12 protein-coding genes, 1 pseudogene and 1 riboswitch are annotated in these 17,286 nt (G+C 60.0%); of the genes and pseudogenes, 8 read left to right on the forward strand and 5 right to left on the reverse strand.

From position 1 onward, the window contains the following. Positions 1 to 85: 85 nt before the first annotated feature. Both ACW9HW_RS22840 and ACW9HW_RS22845 read right to left on the reverse strand, forming a co-directional pair. Positions 86 to 928 carry a methyl-accepting chemotaxis protein gene (locus ACW9HW_RS22840; protein ID WP_371917509.1) on the reverse strand — a complete coding sequence of 281 codons (843 nt, stop codon included), beginning with the start codon at positions 926 to 928 and terminating at the stop codon, positions 86 to 88. Positions 929 to 940: 12 nt separating this feature from the next. Next, positions 941 to 2,344: pseudogene (locus ACW9HW_RS22845) on the reverse strand (HAMP domain-containing protein); the annotation flags it as partial. Positions 2,345 to 2,497: 153 nt separating this feature from the next. On the opposite strand from ACW9HW_RS22845, the gene ACW9HW_RS22850 reads away from it, so the two are divergent. Then, on the forward strand, positions 2,498 to 3,313 hold the full coding sequence (locus ACW9HW_RS22850; RefSeq protein ID WP_095192950.1) for a M48 family metallopeptidase: 816 nt from the start codon (positions 2,498 to 2,500) through the stop codon (positions 3,311 to 3,313). Positions 3,314 to 3,393: 80 nt separating this feature from the next. Here the strand turns inward: ACW9HW_RS22850 and ACW9HW_RS22855 are convergent, their stop codons facing one another. From ACW9HW_RS22855 to ACW9HW_RS22865, 3 genes are all read right to left on the reverse strand, one after another. Next, positions 3,394 to 3,978, reverse strand: coding sequence for a TMEM165/GDT1 family protein (locus tag ACW9HW_RS22855; protein ID WP_457401831.1), 585 nt, complete (start codon positions 3,976 to 3,978; stop codon positions 3,394 to 3,396). Positions 3,979 to 4,067: 89 nt separating this feature from the next. After that, positions 4,068 to 4,192: riboswitch (yybP-ykoY riboswitch) on the reverse strand. A gap of 39 nt (positions 4,193 to 4,231) precedes the next feature. Further along, the gene (locus tag ACW9HW_RS22860) at positions 4,232 to 5,230 is read right to left on the reverse strand and encodes a class I SAM-dependent methyltransferase (protein ID WP_095192952.1); all 999 of its coding nucleotides are present in this window, start codon (positions 5,228 to 5,230) and stop codon (positions 4,232 to 4,234) included. A gap of 33 nt (positions 5,231 to 5,263) precedes the next feature. Further along, a complete protein-coding gene (locus ACW9HW_RS22865; RefSeq protein WP_457401832.1) occupies positions 5,264 to 6,229 on the reverse strand; it encodes a 2-hydroxyacid dehydrogenase in 966 nt (321 codons plus the stop codon). A 280-nt stretch (positions 6,230 to 6,509) separates the two neighbouring features. Between ACW9HW_RS22865 and ACW9HW_RS22870 the strand changes: the two genes are divergently transcribed. The 7 genes from ACW9HW_RS22870 to ACW9HW_RS22900 all read left to right on the forward strand — a co-directional run bounded on the left by ACW9HW_RS22870 (position 6,510) and on the right by ACW9HW_RS22900 (position 17,210). Then, positions 6,510 to 7,139, forward strand: a complete 630-nt coding sequence (locus tag ACW9HW_RS22870; protein ID WP_457401833.1) for a LysE family translocator — start codon at positions 6,510 to 6,512, stop codon at positions 7,137 to 7,139. 151 nt (positions 7,140 to 7,290) lie between these two features. Further along, entirely contained in the window at positions 7,291 to 8,973 is a 1,683-nt protein-coding gene (locus ACW9HW_RS22875) for a fatty acid--CoA ligase (protein ID WP_095192955.1), read from the forward strand. A gap of 338 nt (positions 8,974 to 9,311) precedes the next feature. Next, positions 9,312 to 11,198, forward strand: coding sequence for a DUF1302 domain-containing protein (locus tag ACW9HW_RS22880; protein WP_095192956.1), 1,887 nt, complete (start codon positions 9,312 to 9,314; stop codon positions 11,196 to 11,198). A 28-nt stretch (positions 11,199 to 11,226) separates the two neighbouring features. Then, a complete protein-coding gene (locus ACW9HW_RS22885) occupies positions 11,227 to 12,591 on the forward strand; it encodes a DUF1329 domain-containing protein (protein WP_457401834.1) in 1,365 nt (454 codons plus the stop codon). Positions 12,592 to 12,910: 319 nt separating this feature from the next. Continuing rightward, positions 12,911 to 15,649, forward strand: coding sequence for a LuxR C-terminal-related transcriptional regulator (locus tag ACW9HW_RS22890; protein WP_457401835.1), 2,739 nt, complete (start codon positions 12,911 to 12,913; stop codon positions 15,647 to 15,649). Positions 15,650 to 15,736: 87 nt separating this feature from the next. Further along, a complete protein-coding gene (locus ACW9HW_RS22895) occupies positions 15,737 to 16,378 on the forward strand; it encodes an MBL fold metallo-hydrolase (protein ID WP_095192959.1) in 642 nt (213 codons plus the stop codon). Positions 16,379 to 16,481: 103 nt separating this feature from the next. Further along, on the forward strand, positions 16,482 to 17,210 hold the full coding sequence (locus tag ACW9HW_RS22900; protein ID WP_095192960.1) for an OmpA family protein: 729 nt from the start codon (positions 16,482 to 16,484) through the stop codon (positions 17,208 to 17,210). The last annotated feature ends 76 nt before the right edge of the window (positions 17,211 to 17,286 follow it).

Here is a 17,286-nt window from a genome sequence, read left to right on the forward strand (position 1 = left end):
CACAGTTGATCTCCAGTGAACACGAAATTTATGTGCCACTTAGATCCAATGTGGGAGCGAGCCTGCTCGCGAAAGGGCCTCTGGATCAGACCTTGAACTGATTGATCAACCGTCGCTGCTGCTCGGCCAATTTGGTCAAATCCGCACTGGCCGCGCTTGATTCATCCGCGCCGCCCGCCACTTCGTTGGCCACTTGCCCGATGTTGATCACGTTGCGGTTGATGTCGTCCGCCACCGCGCTTTGCTCCTCGGCGGCGCTGGCGATCTGGGTGTTCATATCGTTGATGACCGACACCGCCTGCGTGATGGTTTCCAGCGCTTGGGCCGCTTTGGCTGCGTGCTGCACGCTCTCGTCGGTACGGTTCTGGCTGTCCTCCATGACCCGCACCACATCCCGCGTGCCTTGTTGCAGCTGCTGAATCATGGTCTGGATTTCTTCCGTGGCCTTCTGCGTCTTCTGTGCCAGGTTACGCACCTCGTCAGCCACCACCGCAAAGCCACGACCCTGTTCACCGGCCCGGGCCGCTTCGATGGCCGCGTTCAGGGCCAGCAGGTTGGTCTGTTCGGCAATCCCGCGAATAGCCGTGAGGATCGCGTTGATGTTTTCGCTGTCCTTGGCCAGGGTCTGCACCACGCCGACCGCCCGGCCGATTTCCACGGCGAGGGCGCCAATGGAGTTCGACGTGTCATGGACAATCTGCTTGCCCTGGCTGGCGGCCAGGTCAGCATGGCTGGCGGCTTGCGCGGCCTGGGTCGCGTTGCGCGCCACGTCCTGGGCGGTGGCGGTCATTTCCTGCACGGCGGTGGCCACTTGATCGATCTCGGCCATTTGCTTGTGCACGCCGGTGTTGGTGCGAATGGCGATGTCGGCGGTGTGCTCAGATGAATCGCTGACGCTCTGCACCGAGGTCACCACCTGGGTGATCATCGCCTGCAATTTGGCCAGGAAGGTGTTGAAGCCTTTGGCAATCGAGCCCAGTTCGTCGGAACGGTCGCTGGTCAGGCGACGGGTCAGGTCGCCTTCGCCTTGCGCGATGTCATCGAGCATGGCGACCATTTGCTTGAGTGGACGGGCAATGCCGTGGCCCACCAGCCAGATCACCAGCAGGCCGATACCGGCAATCAGCAGGCCGACCATGGCCATGCCGAAGGTGTCGGATTTGCGCTGGGTGTTCAGGTCGGCCTGAAGTTTCTGCAGGTCCGCCATCACCGCATTCAGCGGCAGTTGCAGCATCAGGGTCCAGCGGGCGTCGGTCTGACCGATGCCGAAAGGCAGGTACAACTCGATCCGGCCCTGAGCCTTGTCGACGGTGTAGGTGACTTCGCCGCGCTTGAGATTGGCCATGTTGGCGATCTGCTGGCTGTCGAGGATGTCGCTGACCTCCTCGCCGAATTTGCTCGGGTCCTTGGTATAGGCAACGATCCGCCCGTTACCGCCGATCAGGGCCATTTCCCCGGCGCCGCTGTAGAGTTTCTGGTTGGCGCCCAGGAGCATTTCCTGGATGAAGTTCACCGACAGGTCAGCACCGACGATGCCCTGGAAGGCGCCGTTGAGCATGATCGGTTCGATGAAGGAGGCGAGCATGACGATTTTGTCGCCGACCTTGTAGGGCGCCGGATCGATCACGCAGGATTTTTTGGATTCTTTCGAGCACAGGTAGTACTCGCTGGCGCGCACGCCGGTGGACAAGGTTTTCTGGTCGTCCACGTCCACCAGTTTGTCCAGGCCGAGGCTGCCGTCCTCGTTGCGGAACCACCAGGGCAGGAAGCGCCCGTTGCTGGCGTCGATGCCCACTACGTGGGTGCCGATGTAGGCCGCATCGTTGTGATCCAGTGCGTCTTTTTCCCAGCCGATGTAGGTACCGAGGATTTTCGGGTTCTTGGCCACGTTTTCCTTGATCAAACCAATCAACTGCTCGCGACTGAGACTCAGCGCAGGCTGTCCATCGGCCCCCGGTGTGCCGATCAGCGTGTTGACGCGCACCAGCCCGCCGGCTATTAGCAACGGCGCTTCGAGTTCACGCTGAATCTGGCTGACCTGGGTCTGCGCCAGGGATGTCAGGCGTTGTTCGATGACTTGCTCGAATTGTGCCTGAGTCCGTTCCTGGACCATGTCTTGCGTCCGGGCGCCGGAAAACAGCGCGTATACCACCAGCGCTGCCACGACACTGAGAACGATGGCGCCGGCCAGGGCCGCCACGGAAAACTGGATTGACTTGAATTTCATGGGTGCTCCGCACGCAAAAGATCGTCTGCGGAGGTGTATCGGCAGGGGGTTCGACAGGCATGAGCGGCTGCAGGAGAAATGGCTGTTTTTGCGTGCTGGATGTCGTAAATGAATCATCCCGGGCCGTTATCGGCCGTGGTGTACCCGGGTTTGTGAATTTTTTCCTACGGCGATGAGAGCTTTGTCTGAAATATACGTCTTACGTTCGTTGTCTCTGGCGCCGATACCTATCCACGCCTAGGATACGAACATGTTTTCAAGGAGTTTTTGATGAACAAGTTATTGGTTTTGTGTGGGCTGAGCGCAAGCCTGCTGCTCGCTGGCTGCCAATCGGTGAATACCACCAGCGGTGGCGCTGTGGGTGTTGAGCGCAAACAGTACATGTTCAGTATGTTGTCCTCGGAAGAGGTCAATCAGATGTACGCCCAGTCTTATACGAAGACAGTGGGTGAAGCGACCAACAAAGGCGTGCTGGACAAGACCAGCAGCGATGCCAAGCGCGTTCAGGTCATTGCCGACCGCCTCATTGCCCAGGCGCCGAACTTCCGTCCGGATGCGGCCCAGTGGAAATGGGAAGTCAATCTGATCAAGAGCGACGAACTTAATGCAAACTGCGGGCCTGGCGGCAAGATCTTTGTGTACACCGGTCTGATCGACAGCCTGAAACTCACCGATGATGAGCTGGCCGCGGTCATGGGCCATGAAATCGCCCACGCCTTGCGTGAGCACGGTCGAGAAGCGATGTCCAAGGCTTACGGTATGGAAATGGCCAAGCAGGGCGCTGGTGCCTTGCTCGGTCTGGGCCAGGATAGCCTCGCGCTGGCGGACGCTGTGGCCAACTACGGCATGACGTTGCCCAACAGTCGTTCCAATGAAAACGAAGCCGATCTGATCGGTCTCGAATTGGCCGCGCGCGCCGGCTACAACCCGAACGCCGCGATCACCCTGTGGAACAAAATGAGCAAGGCCAGCGAGGGTGCTCCGCCGGAGTTCCTCAGCACGCACCCGTCTTCCAGCAGCCGGACTGCTTCGTTGCAGGCGGCGATTCCGAAGGTGATGCCGCTGTACAACAGCGCCAAGAAATAAGCTGCAAGCTGCAAGTTTGAAGTAAAGCAAATCTGCTCTGTTTCAAGCTTGCGGCTTATAGCTTGAAGCTTGCAGCTGCTTTACATCCACCCACTGCTCTGCATCGCCTTGTACACCGCAACAATCGCCAGAATAAAAAACGCCGACGCCGCCAGGCGACGAATCAGCGTCAATGGCAATTTATCCGCCGCAAAGTTACCCGCCAGAACCACCGGTACGTTGGCGATCAGCATGCCGAGGGTGGTGCCGATGATCACCAGCCACAACTCCGGATACTGCGCGGCGAGCATCACGGTTGCGATCTGGGTCTTGTCGCCGATTTCCGCCAGGAAAAACGCAATCAGCGTGGTCAGGAACGGTCCGAACTTGCGGGCGGTGCTGGCTTCGTCGTCATCCATCTTGTCCGGCACCAGGGTCCACAGGGCGGTCGCCGCGAAGCTCGCCGCGAGGATCCAGTGCAACAAAGTGTCCGAAAAGAAACTGCCGACCCAGGCACCCACCGCACCGGCTGCCGCGTGGTTGGCCAGGGTTGCGGCCACGATGCCGGCGATGATTGGCCATGGCTTGCGGAAGCGGGCAGCGAGAATGAGCGCGAGCAGTTGCGTCTTGTCGCCGATTTCGGCCAAGGCAACGATTGCGGTGGGTACGAGTAGTGAATCCAGCATCAGGGGTTTTCCTAAGGGGCGGGTCGACACGGCTATGACACGTACAGCCTTCCCGCCCCGGGTAAGGTGTTCGTGTCATAGGTCTTGTCAAACCCTGCGATCCGTCTGATGCGGACGCTTGGGTCGCATGCGCCATGGTCTTTTGACCAAGTATGTTGACGCATGCCGGACGAGCATGGCGCTCGTGGGAGACTACTCCCCTAGGACGGAGCGGATTCTGCCTAGGCAAATCCGATTGGGCAAGTACAAAATTTTACCCGCGTTTGGCCCGATAGATTCGAAAGCCCTGTCCTTCAGCCTTGATCGCGCACACGCCCAAATGCTCTTCGATCAAAGGTTGATACTTCAGGAAGCTGTTGGCCACCAAGCGCAGTTCGCCACCGTTTTTCAGATGTTTGGCCGCTTTTCGCAGCAGATTCTCTGTTGCGTAATAGTCTGTGTGGACCCCGACATGGAACGGTGGATTGCTTAAAATCGCATTCAATCCCATCGGTGCCGCGTCAATGCCATCGCCCGTGATGACTTCGGCTTCCAGACCGTTGGCAGCCAGGGTCAAACGGCTGCTGGCGGCGGCAAACGCGTCGACATCCAGCAACGTCACCTGGTTATGTGGATAGCGGCGTTTTACCGCAGCCCCCAACACCCCGGCACCGCAACCGAAGTCCAGCAAATGGCCGCTCGGCAGTTTGTCCAGGTGCTCCAGCAACAGCGCGCTGCCACGATCCAGCCGACCATGGCTGAAAACCCCCGGCAGGCTGATGACTTTGAGCGGGCCTTCGGCCAGTGGCAGTTCGTATTCCTGGGCCAGGCTTTCCAGAGGTTTGGCTTGCGGGGCGTTGGCCACGGTGACTTGCCAGAGCTGGCAATGCCGCGCGCTGTCGAGTTTGCGTGGCTTGCCGAACGGGTTCAGTTGCTTGGCCGCACCTTCGATGCCGCTTTTTTTCTCGCCAACCAGGAACACCTCACGACCTTCCAGGCGCGAAGCCACGGCATTGAGGATGTAATCGGTCAGATCCTTGGATTTGGGCAGAAACACCACGGCGGATTCGAATTCGAATTCAGGCGCGTTCACACCAAAATCGCTGCGCCCGGCAAAGCGTGCGTCCAGCGCGGCTTGATCGCCGGCATGCCAGCACCAGCCGCGAGCGGCGGGCAGGCGGCCGAGCAAATCATCGGCGGGCAAACCGGCCAGCAACACCGGACCCTGGAATAATTCAGCCTGACGAAGCAGTACTTCACTGCGCGGATCCATAACTGCTCCTGTGGAAAAAAGTGCCGCAGTTTATCAACTGACGACCCGTAGCGCCTTACCGCTGAAGTATCCCAAGGCGTTTTCGGTCACTTGGCCAACGATTCGCTGCCGCGCTTCGCGACTGCCCCAGGCGTTGTGCGGGGTAACGATCAGTCGTGGGATGTCGTGGGCCAGCAATGGGTTGCCATTGACCGGTGGCTCGACGCTCAGCACGTCGGTGGCGGCTCCGCCCAGATGACCATTGCGCAAGGCGTCGGCCAGCGCTTGTTCATCGATCAGGCCGCCACGGGCGGTATTGACCACGAACGCGCCGGGCTTCATCGAGGCCAGTTCACGGGCGCCGATGAAGTGTCGGGTGTGTTCGTTGAGCGGGCAGTGCAGAGTCAGCGCGTCGATCTGCGGCAGCAGCTCGTCCAGCGGCAAACGGTCGGAACGGGCAGGGCGCCCCGGGATCTGGCCCAGCAGCACGCGCATGCCGAAAGCTTCGGCCAGTCGCGCGACGGCGCCGCCGAGTTCACCGTGACCGAGCAAACCAAGTGTTTTGCCTTCCAGCTCGACGATCGGGTAGTCCAGCAGGCAGAACTGCTTCGCCTGTTGCCAGCGACCTTCACCGACGGCTTTCTGATAATCGGCCAGGCGTGTCGCCAGGTTGAGCAGCAGCATGATCGTATGTTGCGCCACGGAGGGCGTGCCGTAGCCCTGGCAGTTACACACGGTAATCCCGTGGGCGCGGGCAGCCGCCAGGTCGACGTTGTTGGTGCCGGTGGCGGTGATCAGGATCAGCTTCAGTTCGGGGCTGGCGGCGATGGCGGCAGCGTCGATCATGATCTTGTTGGTGATGGCGACGGTTGCGCCCTTCAGATGATCGACCACTTGATCGGGCAAGGTCTGGGGGAACAGCTGCAATTGGCTGAAGCATCCGCGAAGCGGGCTGAGGTCGAGATCGCCCAGATCCAGGGACGGGTGGTCGAGGAAAACGGCGCGGCGAATGTTCGTCATCAACTGTACCTTTTGTGCGGTGAACTGAAGGCGTAATCTGCCCAGCCTACCAGATGAAATAAATAGTTACGTGCTGCTGAAACACTCACAAAACCTGTGGCGAGGGAGCTTGCTCCCGCTGGGCTGCGTAGCGGCCCCGATACAGATAACCGAGTTTTAACAGGCTGACCGCACCAACTGGTTTACGACTGCTTCGCAGCCGGGCGGGAGCAAGCTCCCTCGCCACAGGTGGTGTTTATCCTGAAGACTCAATTGATCATCCAGTCCCAGAGGAGTCCGTATGTACTGGACCGAGTTCTTGACCGTTGCTCTGATTCACCTGCTGGCCGTGGCCAGCCCCGGCCCGGACTTTGCCGTGGTGGTGCGTGAGAGCGTGACCCACGGACGTCGCGCCGGTACCTGGACGGCGCTGGGCGTGGGCTCGGCGATTTTCCTGCATGTTGGCTATTCGCTGTTGGGTATCGGTCTGATCGTGTCCCAGTCGATCGTGCTGTTCAACGCCCTGAAATGGGCCGCCGCCGCTTACCTGCTGTACATCGGCTTCAAGGCGCTGCGGGCGCAACCGGCCAAGGCCGTGACGGACGACCTGCACAAGGAAGCGGGGGAGCGCACGGCCCGCGGCGCTTTCACGTCGGGTTTCGTGACCAACGGCCTGAATCCGAAAGCCACGTTGTTTTTCCTGTCGTTGTTCACCGTGGTGATCAATCCGCACACACCGCTGGCGGTGCAGGCCGGTTACGGTATTTACCTCGCAGCGGCGACGGCGATCTGGTTCTGCCTGGTGGCGATGCTGTTCAGCCAGCAGCGCGTGCGCGCCGGTTTCGCCCGCATGGGCCACTGGTTCGACCGGACCATGGGCGCGGTGTTGATTGCGATCGGCGTGAAGCTGGCGTTTACCGAGATGCACTGACTGTAACGTTCGACGACTGCCCACAAATGCTGGCGCAACGCTAGCATTTGGGCGGTTCTGCAAATCATTCCTTTGGCTGATTTGGCTGGCGATCAGGGGCACTAAAGTGCTTACTTTCAGCCACGACCGTGCAGTCAGAAAAGGGATTCTTATGTTGCAGACACGCGTTATCCCCCCAGCCGAAGGCGCTTACCAGTATCCGCTGCTGATCAAACGGCTCCTGATGTCCGGTACGCGTTATGAGAAAACCCGTGAGATCGTTTACCGCGACCAGTTGCGCTACAGCTATCCGACCCTGATCGAACGGGTCGCGCGGCTGGCCAACGTGTTGACAGCGGCCGGGGTCAAGCCCGGGGACACCGTGGCGGTGATGGATTGGGACAGTCATCGTTATCTGGAATGCATGTTCGCCATTCCGATGATCGGCGCCGTGATCCATACCATCAACGTGCGCCTGTCGCCGGAGCAGATCCTCTACACCATGAACCACGCCGAGGACCGCTACGTGCTGGTCAACAGCGAGTTCGAGGGGCTGTATAAGGCGATTGCGGGGCACTTGACCACCGTCGAGAAAACCCTGTTGTTGACCGACCTGCCGGACAAAACCGCTGACTTGCCGAATCTCGTCGGCGAGTATGAGCAGTTGCTGGCCGCCGCGAGTCCGCAATACGACTTCCAGGACTTCGACGAAAACTCGGTCGCGACCACGTTCTATACCACCGGCACCACCGGTAATCCCAAGGGCGTGTATTTCACCCATCGGCAACTGGTGCTGCACACCATGGGCGTGTCGACCATCATGGGCGCGATCGACAGCGTGCGCTTGCTGGGTACCAACGATGTGTACATGCCCATCACCCCGATGTTCCACGTACACGCCTGGGGGCTGCCGTATGTAGCGACCATGCTGGGGCTCAAGCAGGTTTATCCCGGCCGTTACGACCCGGAGTTCCTGGTGGAGTTGTGGCGCAAGGAAAAGGTCACCTTCTCCCACTGTGTGCCGACCATCCTGCAAATGGTCCTCAATGCCAAGGCGGCGCAAAATACTGACTTCGGTGGCTGGAAAATCGTCATCGGCGGCAGTGCGCTCAATCGTGCGCTGTATGACGCGGCCAAGGCCAAAGGCATTCAATTGACCGCGGCGTACGGCATGTCGGAAACCGGGCCACTGGTATCGTGCGCGCACCTCAACGACGAGTTGATGGCCGGTACCGAAGACGAGCGCACGACGTATCGGATCAAGGCCGGCGTGCCGGGGCCATTGGTGGAGGCGGCGATTGTCGACACCGAGGGTAACTTCCTCCCTGCCGACGGCGAGACCCAGGGGGAACTGGTGTTGCGTGCGCCGTGGCTAACCGAAGGGTATTTCAACGAACCGCAGAAAGGCGCCGAGCTCTGGGCCGGGGGCTGGTTGCACACCGGTGACGTGGCGACGCTGGACAGCATGGGCGTGATCGACATTCGCGACCGGATCAAGGACGTGATCAAGACGGGCGGCGAGTGGATCTCCTCCCTCGACCTCGAAGACCTGATCAGTCGCCACCCGGCGGTACGCGAAGTAGCAGTGGTGGGGATTGCCGATCCGCAGTGGGGCGAGCGGCCGTTTGCCTTGCTGGTGCTGCGTGAAGGCCATCAGATCGGGGCCCGGGAACTCAAGGAACACCTCAAACCGTTCGTGGAACTGGGTCACTTGAGCAAGTGGGCTATCCCCAGTCAGATCGCCCTTGTTACTGAAATTCCCAAGACCAGTGTCGGCAAGCTCGACAAGAAGAAAATTCGCGTCGACATCCTCGAATGGCAAGCCACCAACAGCACCTTCCTTTCGACGCTTTAAGCCCCCTTTGGCGTGCCCGAAAAGGCACGCCAGCCCCACCAAGCAAGCGCTTGGCTTGTCAAATCCGAAATTTGAGCCATCCTTGCCGTGCCGACGGGTGTCGGTCTGGCGAAAGGACTGTTCCAGAGTGGCTGGCGGGTGCAAATCACACTTTAGAGGGATCAAGCACTACTACCTGCTGGCTATAGTCCGCTCAAGGATTTTTAAGAACGGAGCAAACGCACAAACCGGGGCGATGCAACTTTGGAATGACTTTGGGATGCCATGGCTCCCTGTCCTCCAAGCGTTTTTAAAAGTGCTCACTGCCATAACAATAAAATGCACATGGAGTAGCGTCGATGACATCAGTAAACCAGTTCTGGCGCCGGGCTAAACTGCCTCTGGCCGTCAGCCTTGCCTCTACGCTCGCCGGGCCTGCATTCGGCGTCAGCTTCAACGTTGGTGAAATCGAAGGTCAGTTCGACTCATCCCTGTCGATCGGTGCCAGTTGGTCTACTGAGAGCGCCAACAAGAACCTCATCGGCGTCAACAACGGCGGCCGCGGCCTGTCCCAGACTTCCGACGACGGTCACTTGAACTTCGAGAGTGGTAAAACCTTCTCGAAAATCTTCAAGGGCATTCATGACCTTGAGTTGAAATACGGCGACACCGGCGTTTTCGTCCGTGGCAAATACTGGTACGACTTCGAACTCAAGGACGAAAGCCGTCCGTTCAAGGACATCAGCGACAGCAACCGCAAGGAAGGCGCCAAATCCGCCGGCGGCCAGATCCTCGATGCCTTCGTCTATCACAACTACTCCATCGCCGATCAGCCGGGTTCCGTGCGTCTGGGCAAACAGGTCGTGAGCTGGGGTGAAAGTACCTTCATCGGCAGCGGTATCAACTCGATCAACCCGATCGACGTCTCCGCGTTCCGTCGTCCAGGTGCCGAGATCAAGGAAGGCCTGATCCCGGTCAACATGTTCTACGTGTCCCAGAGCCTCACCGACAATCTGTCGGCCGACGCCTTCTACCAGATCGAATGGGACCAGACCGTCGTCGACAACTGCGGCACGTTCTTCTCGCAACCCGACATCATTGCCGATGGTTGCACCGACAACCTGCGCGTATTGAACAGCCGCTCGACGATTCCTGCCGCAGCGCTGCCGACACTGACTGCGCTGGGTGTCGACGCCAACAACGAAGGTGTGCTGGTGCGTCGTGGCCCGGACCGCGATGCGCGGGACAGCGGTCAGTGGGGCATGTCCCTCAAATACATGTTCGATCCGCTGGACACCGAGTTCGGTGCCTATTTCATGAATTACCACAGCCGTGCGCCGATCTTCAGTGCCACGGGCGCTCCAGCCTCGACCTTTGCCAGGGTCGGTGCCTTGCCGGCGCAATTGCGTGCCCTGGCGCCGCTGATCGTCGCGGGTAACTCGAGCTACTTCGTCGAGTATCCGGAAGACATCCGCCTCTACGGCTTGAGCTTCTCCACCACCCTGCCTACCGGTACGGCGTGGAGCGGTGAAATCAGCTACCGTCCGAACGCACCGGTGCAGCTCAACTCCACCGATATCCTGTTCGCCGGTGTACGTCCTCTGGGCGGTGCGCTGACCAACGCTTCGCTGCTGGCCGGTGTACCGGGTCAGGACCTGCACGGCTATCGCCGCAAGGAAGTCACCCAGTTCCAGACCACCCTGACGCACTTCTTCGATCAGGTCATGGGCGCCAGCCGTCTGACCCTGGTGGGTGAAGTGGGCGTCACCCACGTCGGCGGCCTGGAAAGCACCTCCGACGTCCGTTATGGCCGTGATCCGGTCTACGGTCCTGGTGAATTGCCGACCACCGGCGGCGCCAATACTTGCGTGGCACTCAACCAGAGCACCATCAACGGTGCCGGTCCGGGTACTCCGACCAACAACCTCAGCCGCAATTGCAACAACGAAGGTTTCACCACGGCGACTTCGTGGGGCTATCGCGGTCGTGCGATCTGGGAATACAACGACGTCTTCGCCGGTGTGAACCTCAAGCCGAACGTGGCCTGGTCCCACGACGTGGAAGGTTACTCGCCTGGTCCTGGCGGCAACTTCGAGGAAGGTCGCAAAGCGGTCAGCCTGGGTGTCGACGCCGAGTACCAGAACACCTACACCGCAAGCCTGGCATACACCAACTTCTTCGACGGCAAGTACACCACCGTGGATGATCGCGACTTCGTTGCGCTCAGCTTCGGCGTGAACTTCTAAGCACCGTATTTTCAGGACGAGTACACACATGAAAATAACAAAGAGTCTGTTCCACGCCGGTGTCCTGGGGTTTTCCCTGCTGGCGACCAGCGTAATGGCAGCGGTTCCGGCGGCCGAAGCGGACAAATTGGGCAAGAGCCTGACCCCGATGGGGGCTGAGGCGGCGGGTAACGCCGACGGTTCGATCCCGGCCTGGAAACCGATGCCGAAAAATGCTGGCACCGTCGACAGCAAGGGCTTCCTGTCCGATCCGTACGCCAGCGAAAAACCGCTGTTCACCATCACCGCGCAGAACGTTGACCAGTACAAGGGCAAGCTCGCTCCGGGGCAGTACGCGATGTTCAAGCGTTACCCGGAAACTTACAAGATGCCGGTCTACCCGTCCCATCGCGGTGCTACCGTGCCGGATGACGTGTTCGCCTCCATCAAGAAGAACGCCACCAACACGGAGCTGGTCTCCGGCGGCAACGGGCTGAAAAACTTTGAAACCGCGGTACCGTTCCCGATTCCGAAAAGTGGCGTCGAAGTGATCTGGAACCACATCACCCGCTATCGCGGCGGCAGCGTGACCCGTCTGGTAACCCAGGCCACGCCGCAGGCAAACGGCTCGTTCAGCCTGGTGTATTTCCAGGACCAGTTCGTGTTCCGTGACAAGATGAAGGATTACGATCCGGCGAACCCGGGCAACATCCTGTTCTACTTCAAGCAGAAAGTGACCGCCCCGGCACGTCTGGCCGGTGGTGTGCTGCTGGTGCACGAAACCCTCGACCAGGTGGCGGAACCTCGTGGGGCGTGGGTCTACAACGCTGGTCAGCGTCGCGTGCGCCGTGCACCACAAGTGTCTTATGACGGTCCGGGTACCGCCGCCGATGGTCTGCGTACCTCCGACAACCTGGACATGTACAACGGTGCGCCGGATCGTTACGACTGGAAACTCGAAGGCAAGAAGGAAATGTACATCGCTTCCGACAGCTACAAGCTCGACGATCCGAAGCTCAAGTACGCCGACATCATCAAGGCCGGTCACATCAACCAGGAGCTGGCTCGCTACGAGTTGCGCCGGGTCTGGCATGTGGTGGCAACCTTGAAGTCAGGCCAGCGTCACATCTACGCCAAACGTGACTTCTATATCGACGAAGACACCTGGCAAGCAGCGGTGATCGACCACTACGACGGTCGTGATCAACTGTGGCGTGTGGCGGAAGCTCATGCCCAGAACTACTACAACGTCCAGGTTCCGTGGTACACCCTGGAGGCTTTGTACGACCTGCAATCGGGCCGTTACCTGGCACTGGGCATGAAGAACGAAGAGAAGTCGGCGTATGACTTCGGCTTTACCGCCACCACCGCGGACTTCACGCCGAACGCTCTGCGTCAGGAAGGTATTCGCTAAGCCATAGCAACCCGAGGCCGCATCCTCCTGAAACGCCCCGACTGGTTCGGGGCGTTTTTTTTTTGAGGTCGAAACGGTGCGTGCGACTGTAGGAGCGAGCCTGCTCGCGATGGTCGTCAACGATAACGCATGAAACCTGACACCCCGCGCAGCTCTCGGGTTTTTCGCGAGCAATCGAGCGTCGACCGGCTGCTCCTACCGTTGAGGTTCGTAGACTTTTTGTAGCCATTTGTAGCAATTGCCTTCATTCCCTTCTCGTTTACCGCTAGTCTGCGGACATCTGCAACGCCGCCACCCGCATTTCAAACAAGAGCCGGCCATGACTGATCTGTCCCCCCCACCAGGTCCTGCAAGCGTCGCTGTCGCCGCGCTGGACGGGCGCTTTTTCCGACCGCCATTGCCCGACGGCCATGTACTGCGTCCGCGCCTGTGCGAGCGTCTGAGTGCGGGGCTCGGTGGCAGGCTGCTGCTGGTCAGCGCCCCGGCGGGGTTCGGCAAGAGTTCATTGGCGGTGGAGTTCTGCCAGGCGCTGCCGGCACACTGGCAAAGCCTATGGTTGGGGTTGAGCCCGCGGGACAGTGACCCCGGTCGATTCCTCGAGCGATTGCTCGAAGGCCTTCAAGACTATTACCCGCAACTGGGCAGGCAGTCCCTTGGACTGTTGAAAATGCGTCAGCGCCATCAGCCGTTCGCCTTCGAAGAGTGGCTGGACGGCTTGCTCGACGAACTGGCCGTGCATCTGTCGACGGCGACGCCACTGTTGCTGGTGCTCGATGACTATCATCTGGCCCAGGGCCCGGTACTCGATCGCTGCCTGCAGTTCTTCCTCAACCACCTTCCCGATGGCCTGCTGGTGATGGTCACCAGCCGCCAGCGTCCCGACTGGCATCTGGCACGGCTGCGGCTGTCGCGGCAACTGCTGGAGCTGCATGAACAAGACCTGCGCCTGACCCACGATGAAGCCTTGAGCCTGCTCGACCGGCACAGCAGCTCCTTGCGCGGTGAGGCGTTGGAGAACCTGATTCAACGTAGCGAGGGCTGGGTGGCGGGATTGCGTTTCTGGCTGCTGGCGGCATCGGAAGCAGGTACGCAAGGCGCATTGCCCCAGGCGCTTCACGGGGGTGAAGGCCTGATCCGCGACTACCTGCTTGAAGAGGTGATCGATTGCCTGCCGGCCGAGGTGCAGGCGTTTCTCTACGATACGGCGCCTCAGGAGCGCTTCTGCAGCGAATTGTGCGATGCCGTACGCGACGCCCATGACAGTGCCGAAATCCTGCGCTTTCTGGCGGCCCATCAGGTGTTTCTGGTGCCGCTGGACGAGCATGGCCACTGGTATCGCTACCACCATCTGTTTTCCGATCTGCTGCGCTCGCGGCCTGTCGCCCAGTCGATGGTGCCGGCCGCCAGTCTGCACCTGCGCGCCTGTCGCTGGTTCAATGCCCAAGGGCTGCTCGATGAAGCGGTAGAGCAGGCGTTGCGCGCCGGGCATCTGGACGTCGCGGCGAACCTTGTGCAAAACCTGTCGGAAGAACAACTGCTGGCCGAGCAGAATGTCGGCATGTTGCTGCGCTGGAAAATGGACTTGCCCGACAGCCTGCTGATCAGTACACCACGACTGATCGTGCTCTACAGCTGGGCGTTGGGACTGGCCTGTCAGCTGGATGCCGCCGAGGAACTGGCCAGCCATTTGAGCCGTTTCCTGCCGGCCCCGTCCGCCACCGCGCAGAAGTCGATGCTGGCGCAATGGCTGGCCTTGAGCGGGATCATCGCTCGTGGCCGCGGTAATCGTGAACTCACGCTGCGTTATTGCACCGAAGCGCTGGAGAGCCTGCCGTGCAAGCGTTACGGCCAGCGGCTGATGTGCCTTTCGACCCTGTCCAACCTGGCCATTGCCGACGGTGACTTGTGGCGTGCGCGCGGGTTGAACCGTGATTCGCTGGAACTGGCGCAACGGGTCGGCAACCCATTGTTCGAAGCGCTGGCCCACTACGACCGCGCACGCGTGCTGCAAGCACGAGGGGAAATCCTGCGCTCGCTGAATGAAGTCCGGCAGGGACTGCAACGCCTGCAGGGTCTGTCACCGCAACGACTCTACGCCGTACGCGCACGGCTGACGTTGTACGAAGGTTTTCTGCTGGCGCTGCGCATGCAACCGCAAGCGGCGCGGGTGCGCTTGCAGGCAGGCTTGAGCGAGGCGCGAGCCTGTCGTGACATCAGCGTATTGATCGGGCATTGCGTCATCGCCCGGCTTGAAGGCAGTTGCGGCGAATTCGCCAAGGCCTTTGCCGAACTGAGTGAAGCCGAACGACTGATGCATATCTGGGACGTGCCGCCGATCTACTATCTGGCGATGATCACCTTGGTCAAATGTGAACTCTGGCTGGCCCAGGGGCGCATCGATCTTGCGCAAGCCTGGCTGGCGCGGCTGGGTCAAACCTATAACGGTGGGCACCCGGCAGCTCCGCCGGAATTCCACCCGCAACTCCCCCTGCACATCGAGCTGCAACAGGCTTTGCTGGAGGTCATTCAGGGGCAGCCGATGCTCGCCGAGGGGCGTTTGAACGCGTTGCTCGAACAGGGTCAGCAATCCGGCCGACAGCTGCTCAGTGCGATGGCGTTGACGCAGAAAGTCTCGTTGTTGCTGGGTAGCGGGCGCGAACCCGAGGCGCGCAAGGCACTGAACCAGGCGCTGGACGCCGCTGCAGGCGGCGTTCTGCAACCGTTTGACAGACTATTGGCCGAGCATTCGGACTGGCTTCGCGGACAACTGCAAAGCTGTGCGCAGACGACCTTGTCTCAGGACCTTGCAGAGAAACTGCCTGCATTGGCTGCCAGACCTGCCTTGGAGTCCGCTCCCGCCACCGAGCAACTCAGTACGCGTGAATTGGCTGTCCTGCGCCTGATTGCCCAAGGCTGCTCGAACCAGGAAATCAGTGATCAGTTGTTTATCTCATTGCACACGGTCAAGACCCATGCCAGCCATATCAACAGCAAGCTGGGCGTTGAACGACGCACGCAGGCGGTGGCACGGGCCAAGGAGTTGGGGGTGCTGGGTTAAGGAATTTTCACGTTACACGGCACAACAAATCGCTGGATACTCATTTGTGCGAAAATCGCTCGTCCCCCGTTTATCGAGCAGGCCCCGATGTCTCAGCAACCCTCCCTGATCCGCGAAACCTTCCCCGTCGGCCCGTTGCAGTGCAACTGCACGATCATCGGCGATCCGATCACGAAAAAGGCCATCGTCGTCGATCCGGGTGGCAATCACGAGCTGATACTCGCGCGACTGGATGCCTTGGGCCTGAAAGTGGTCAGCATCATTCATACCCATGCACACCTCGATCACTTCCTGGCGTCCGGCCAGTTGAAGGAAAAAACCGGCGCCACATTGCACTTGCACAAGGAAGATCAGTTCCTCTGGGACAATCTGGAAATGCAGTGTCAGATGTTCGGTGTTCCCTATACGCCGGTGCCATCGCCGGATCGCTGGTTGGCCGATGATGAGGAGCTGGCGTGCGGTTGTGGCGTGGCGTTGCACACACCGGGTCATACGCCGGGTTCCATGAGCTTCTGGTTTTCGGATGCCAAGCTGCTGATTGCCGGTGACACCCTGTTTCGTCGCGGCGTAGGTCGCACGGATTTGTGGGGTGGCGATCAGGCGACTATCGTGCGTTCGATCAAGCAGCGGCTGTATACGCTCGACGAAGAGGCGACTGTGGTGGCTGGACATGGTCCCGACACCCGTCTGGGGGATGAGATGCGCGAAAATCCTTTTGTCAGGGCCTGATTTGTAACGCGCGGAATTTTCATCCGCCGAAACGATCCAACGCCCGCAAAGGTTCGATGCTTACGTCCGTTGCACCACAGAATGTAAAAAGTAGGAGCACTTCATGTTCACCAAACGTCGTTTGATTATTGTGGCTACTGCCGTAGCGCTATTGTCCGGTTGCGCATCGCCCAACCCTTACGACAATCAGGGTCAGGCCGATAGCGGCTCCACGGGCATGAGCAAAACCGCCAAATACGGTGGCCTCGGCGCATTGGCCGGCGCCCTGGCGGGTGCCGCCATCGACCACAACAACCGTGGCAAAGGCGCGCTGATCGGTGCTGCGGTAGTGGGGGCTTCCGCTGCCGGTTACGGCTACTACGCCGACCAGCAGGAGAAAAAACTGCGTGCCAGCATGGCCAACACCGGCGTTGAAGTTCAGCGCGAGGGCGATCAGATCAAGCTGATCATGCCGGGCAACATCACGTTCGCCACTGATTCGTCGAACATCGCTTCCAGCTTCTACCAGCCGCTGAATAACCTGGCCGGCTCGCTGAAAGAATTCAACCAGAACCAGATCGAAATCGTCGGCTACACCGACAGCACCGGCAGCCGTCAGCACAACATGGACCTGTCCCAGCGTCGGGCCCAGAGCGTCGCGACTTACCTGACCTCGCAAGGTGTCAGCGGTGCCAACCTGAGCGCCCGCGGCGCCGGCCCGGATAACCCGGTTGCCAGCAACGCAGACGTCAACGGCCGCGCGCAGAACCGCCGTGTGGAGGTCAACCTCAAGGCGATTCCTGGCCAGCAGTATGGCGGTCAGCAACAAGGTACGGTTCAGCAGTATCCATAAAAACGCCGCAATAAAATAATGTGGGAGCGAGCCGGCTCGCGAAGAGGGAGTGTCAGTCGACATCAATGTTGTCTGA

Source organism: Pseudomonas sp. SDO5532_S415 (assembly GCF_054071155.1).

What these genes read in the sequence shown, in the direction of transcription:
- ACW9HW_RS22840 (WP_371917509.1), bottom strand. Translation starts at nt 928, where the DNA reads ATGATCACCCAGGTGGTGACCTCGGTGCAGAGCGTCAGCGATTCATCT.
- ACW9HW_RS22850 (WP_095192950.1), top strand. Translation starts at nt 2,498, where the DNA reads ATGAACAAGTTATTGGTTTTGTGTGGGCTGAGCGCAAGCCTGCTGCTC.
- ACW9HW_RS22855 (WP_457401831.1), bottom strand. Translation starts at nt 3,978, where the DNA reads ATGCTGGATTCACTACTCGTACCCACCGCAATCGTTGCCTTGGCCGAA.
- ACW9HW_RS22860 (WP_095192952.1), bottom strand. Translation starts at nt 5,230, where the DNA reads ATGGATCCGCGCAGTGAAGTACTGCTTCGTCAGGCTGAATTATTCCAG.
- ACW9HW_RS22865 (WP_457401832.1), bottom strand. Translation starts at nt 6,229, where the DNA reads ATGACGAACATTCGCCGCGCCGTTTTCCTCGACCACCCGTCCCTGGAT.
- ACW9HW_RS22870 (WP_457401833.1), top strand. Translation starts at nt 6,510, where the DNA reads ATGTACTGGACCGAGTTCTTGACCGTTGCTCTGATTCACCTGCTGGCC.
- ACW9HW_RS22875 (WP_095192955.1), top strand. Translation starts at nt 7,291, where the DNA reads ATGTTGCAGACACGCGTTATCCCCCCAGCCGAAGGCGCTTACCAGTAT.
- ACW9HW_RS22880 (WP_095192956.1), top strand. Translation starts at nt 9,312, where the DNA reads ATGACATCAGTAAACCAGTTCTGGCGCCGGGCTAAACTGCCTCTGGCC.
- ACW9HW_RS22885 (WP_457401834.1), top strand. Translation starts at nt 11,227, where the DNA reads ATGAAAATAACAAAGAGTCTGTTCCACGCCGGTGTCCTGGGGTTTTCC.
- ACW9HW_RS22890 (WP_457401835.1), top strand. Translation starts at nt 12,911, where the DNA reads ATGACTGATCTGTCCCCCCCACCAGGTCCTGCAAGCGTCGCTGTCGCC.
- ACW9HW_RS22895 (WP_095192959.1), top strand. Translation starts at nt 15,737, where the DNA reads ATGTCTCAGCAACCCTCCCTGATCCGCGAAACCTTCCCCGTCGGCCCG.
- ACW9HW_RS22900 (WP_095192960.1), top strand. Translation starts at nt 16,482, where the DNA reads ATGTTCACCAAACGTCGTTTGATTATTGTGGCTACTGCCGTAGCGCTA.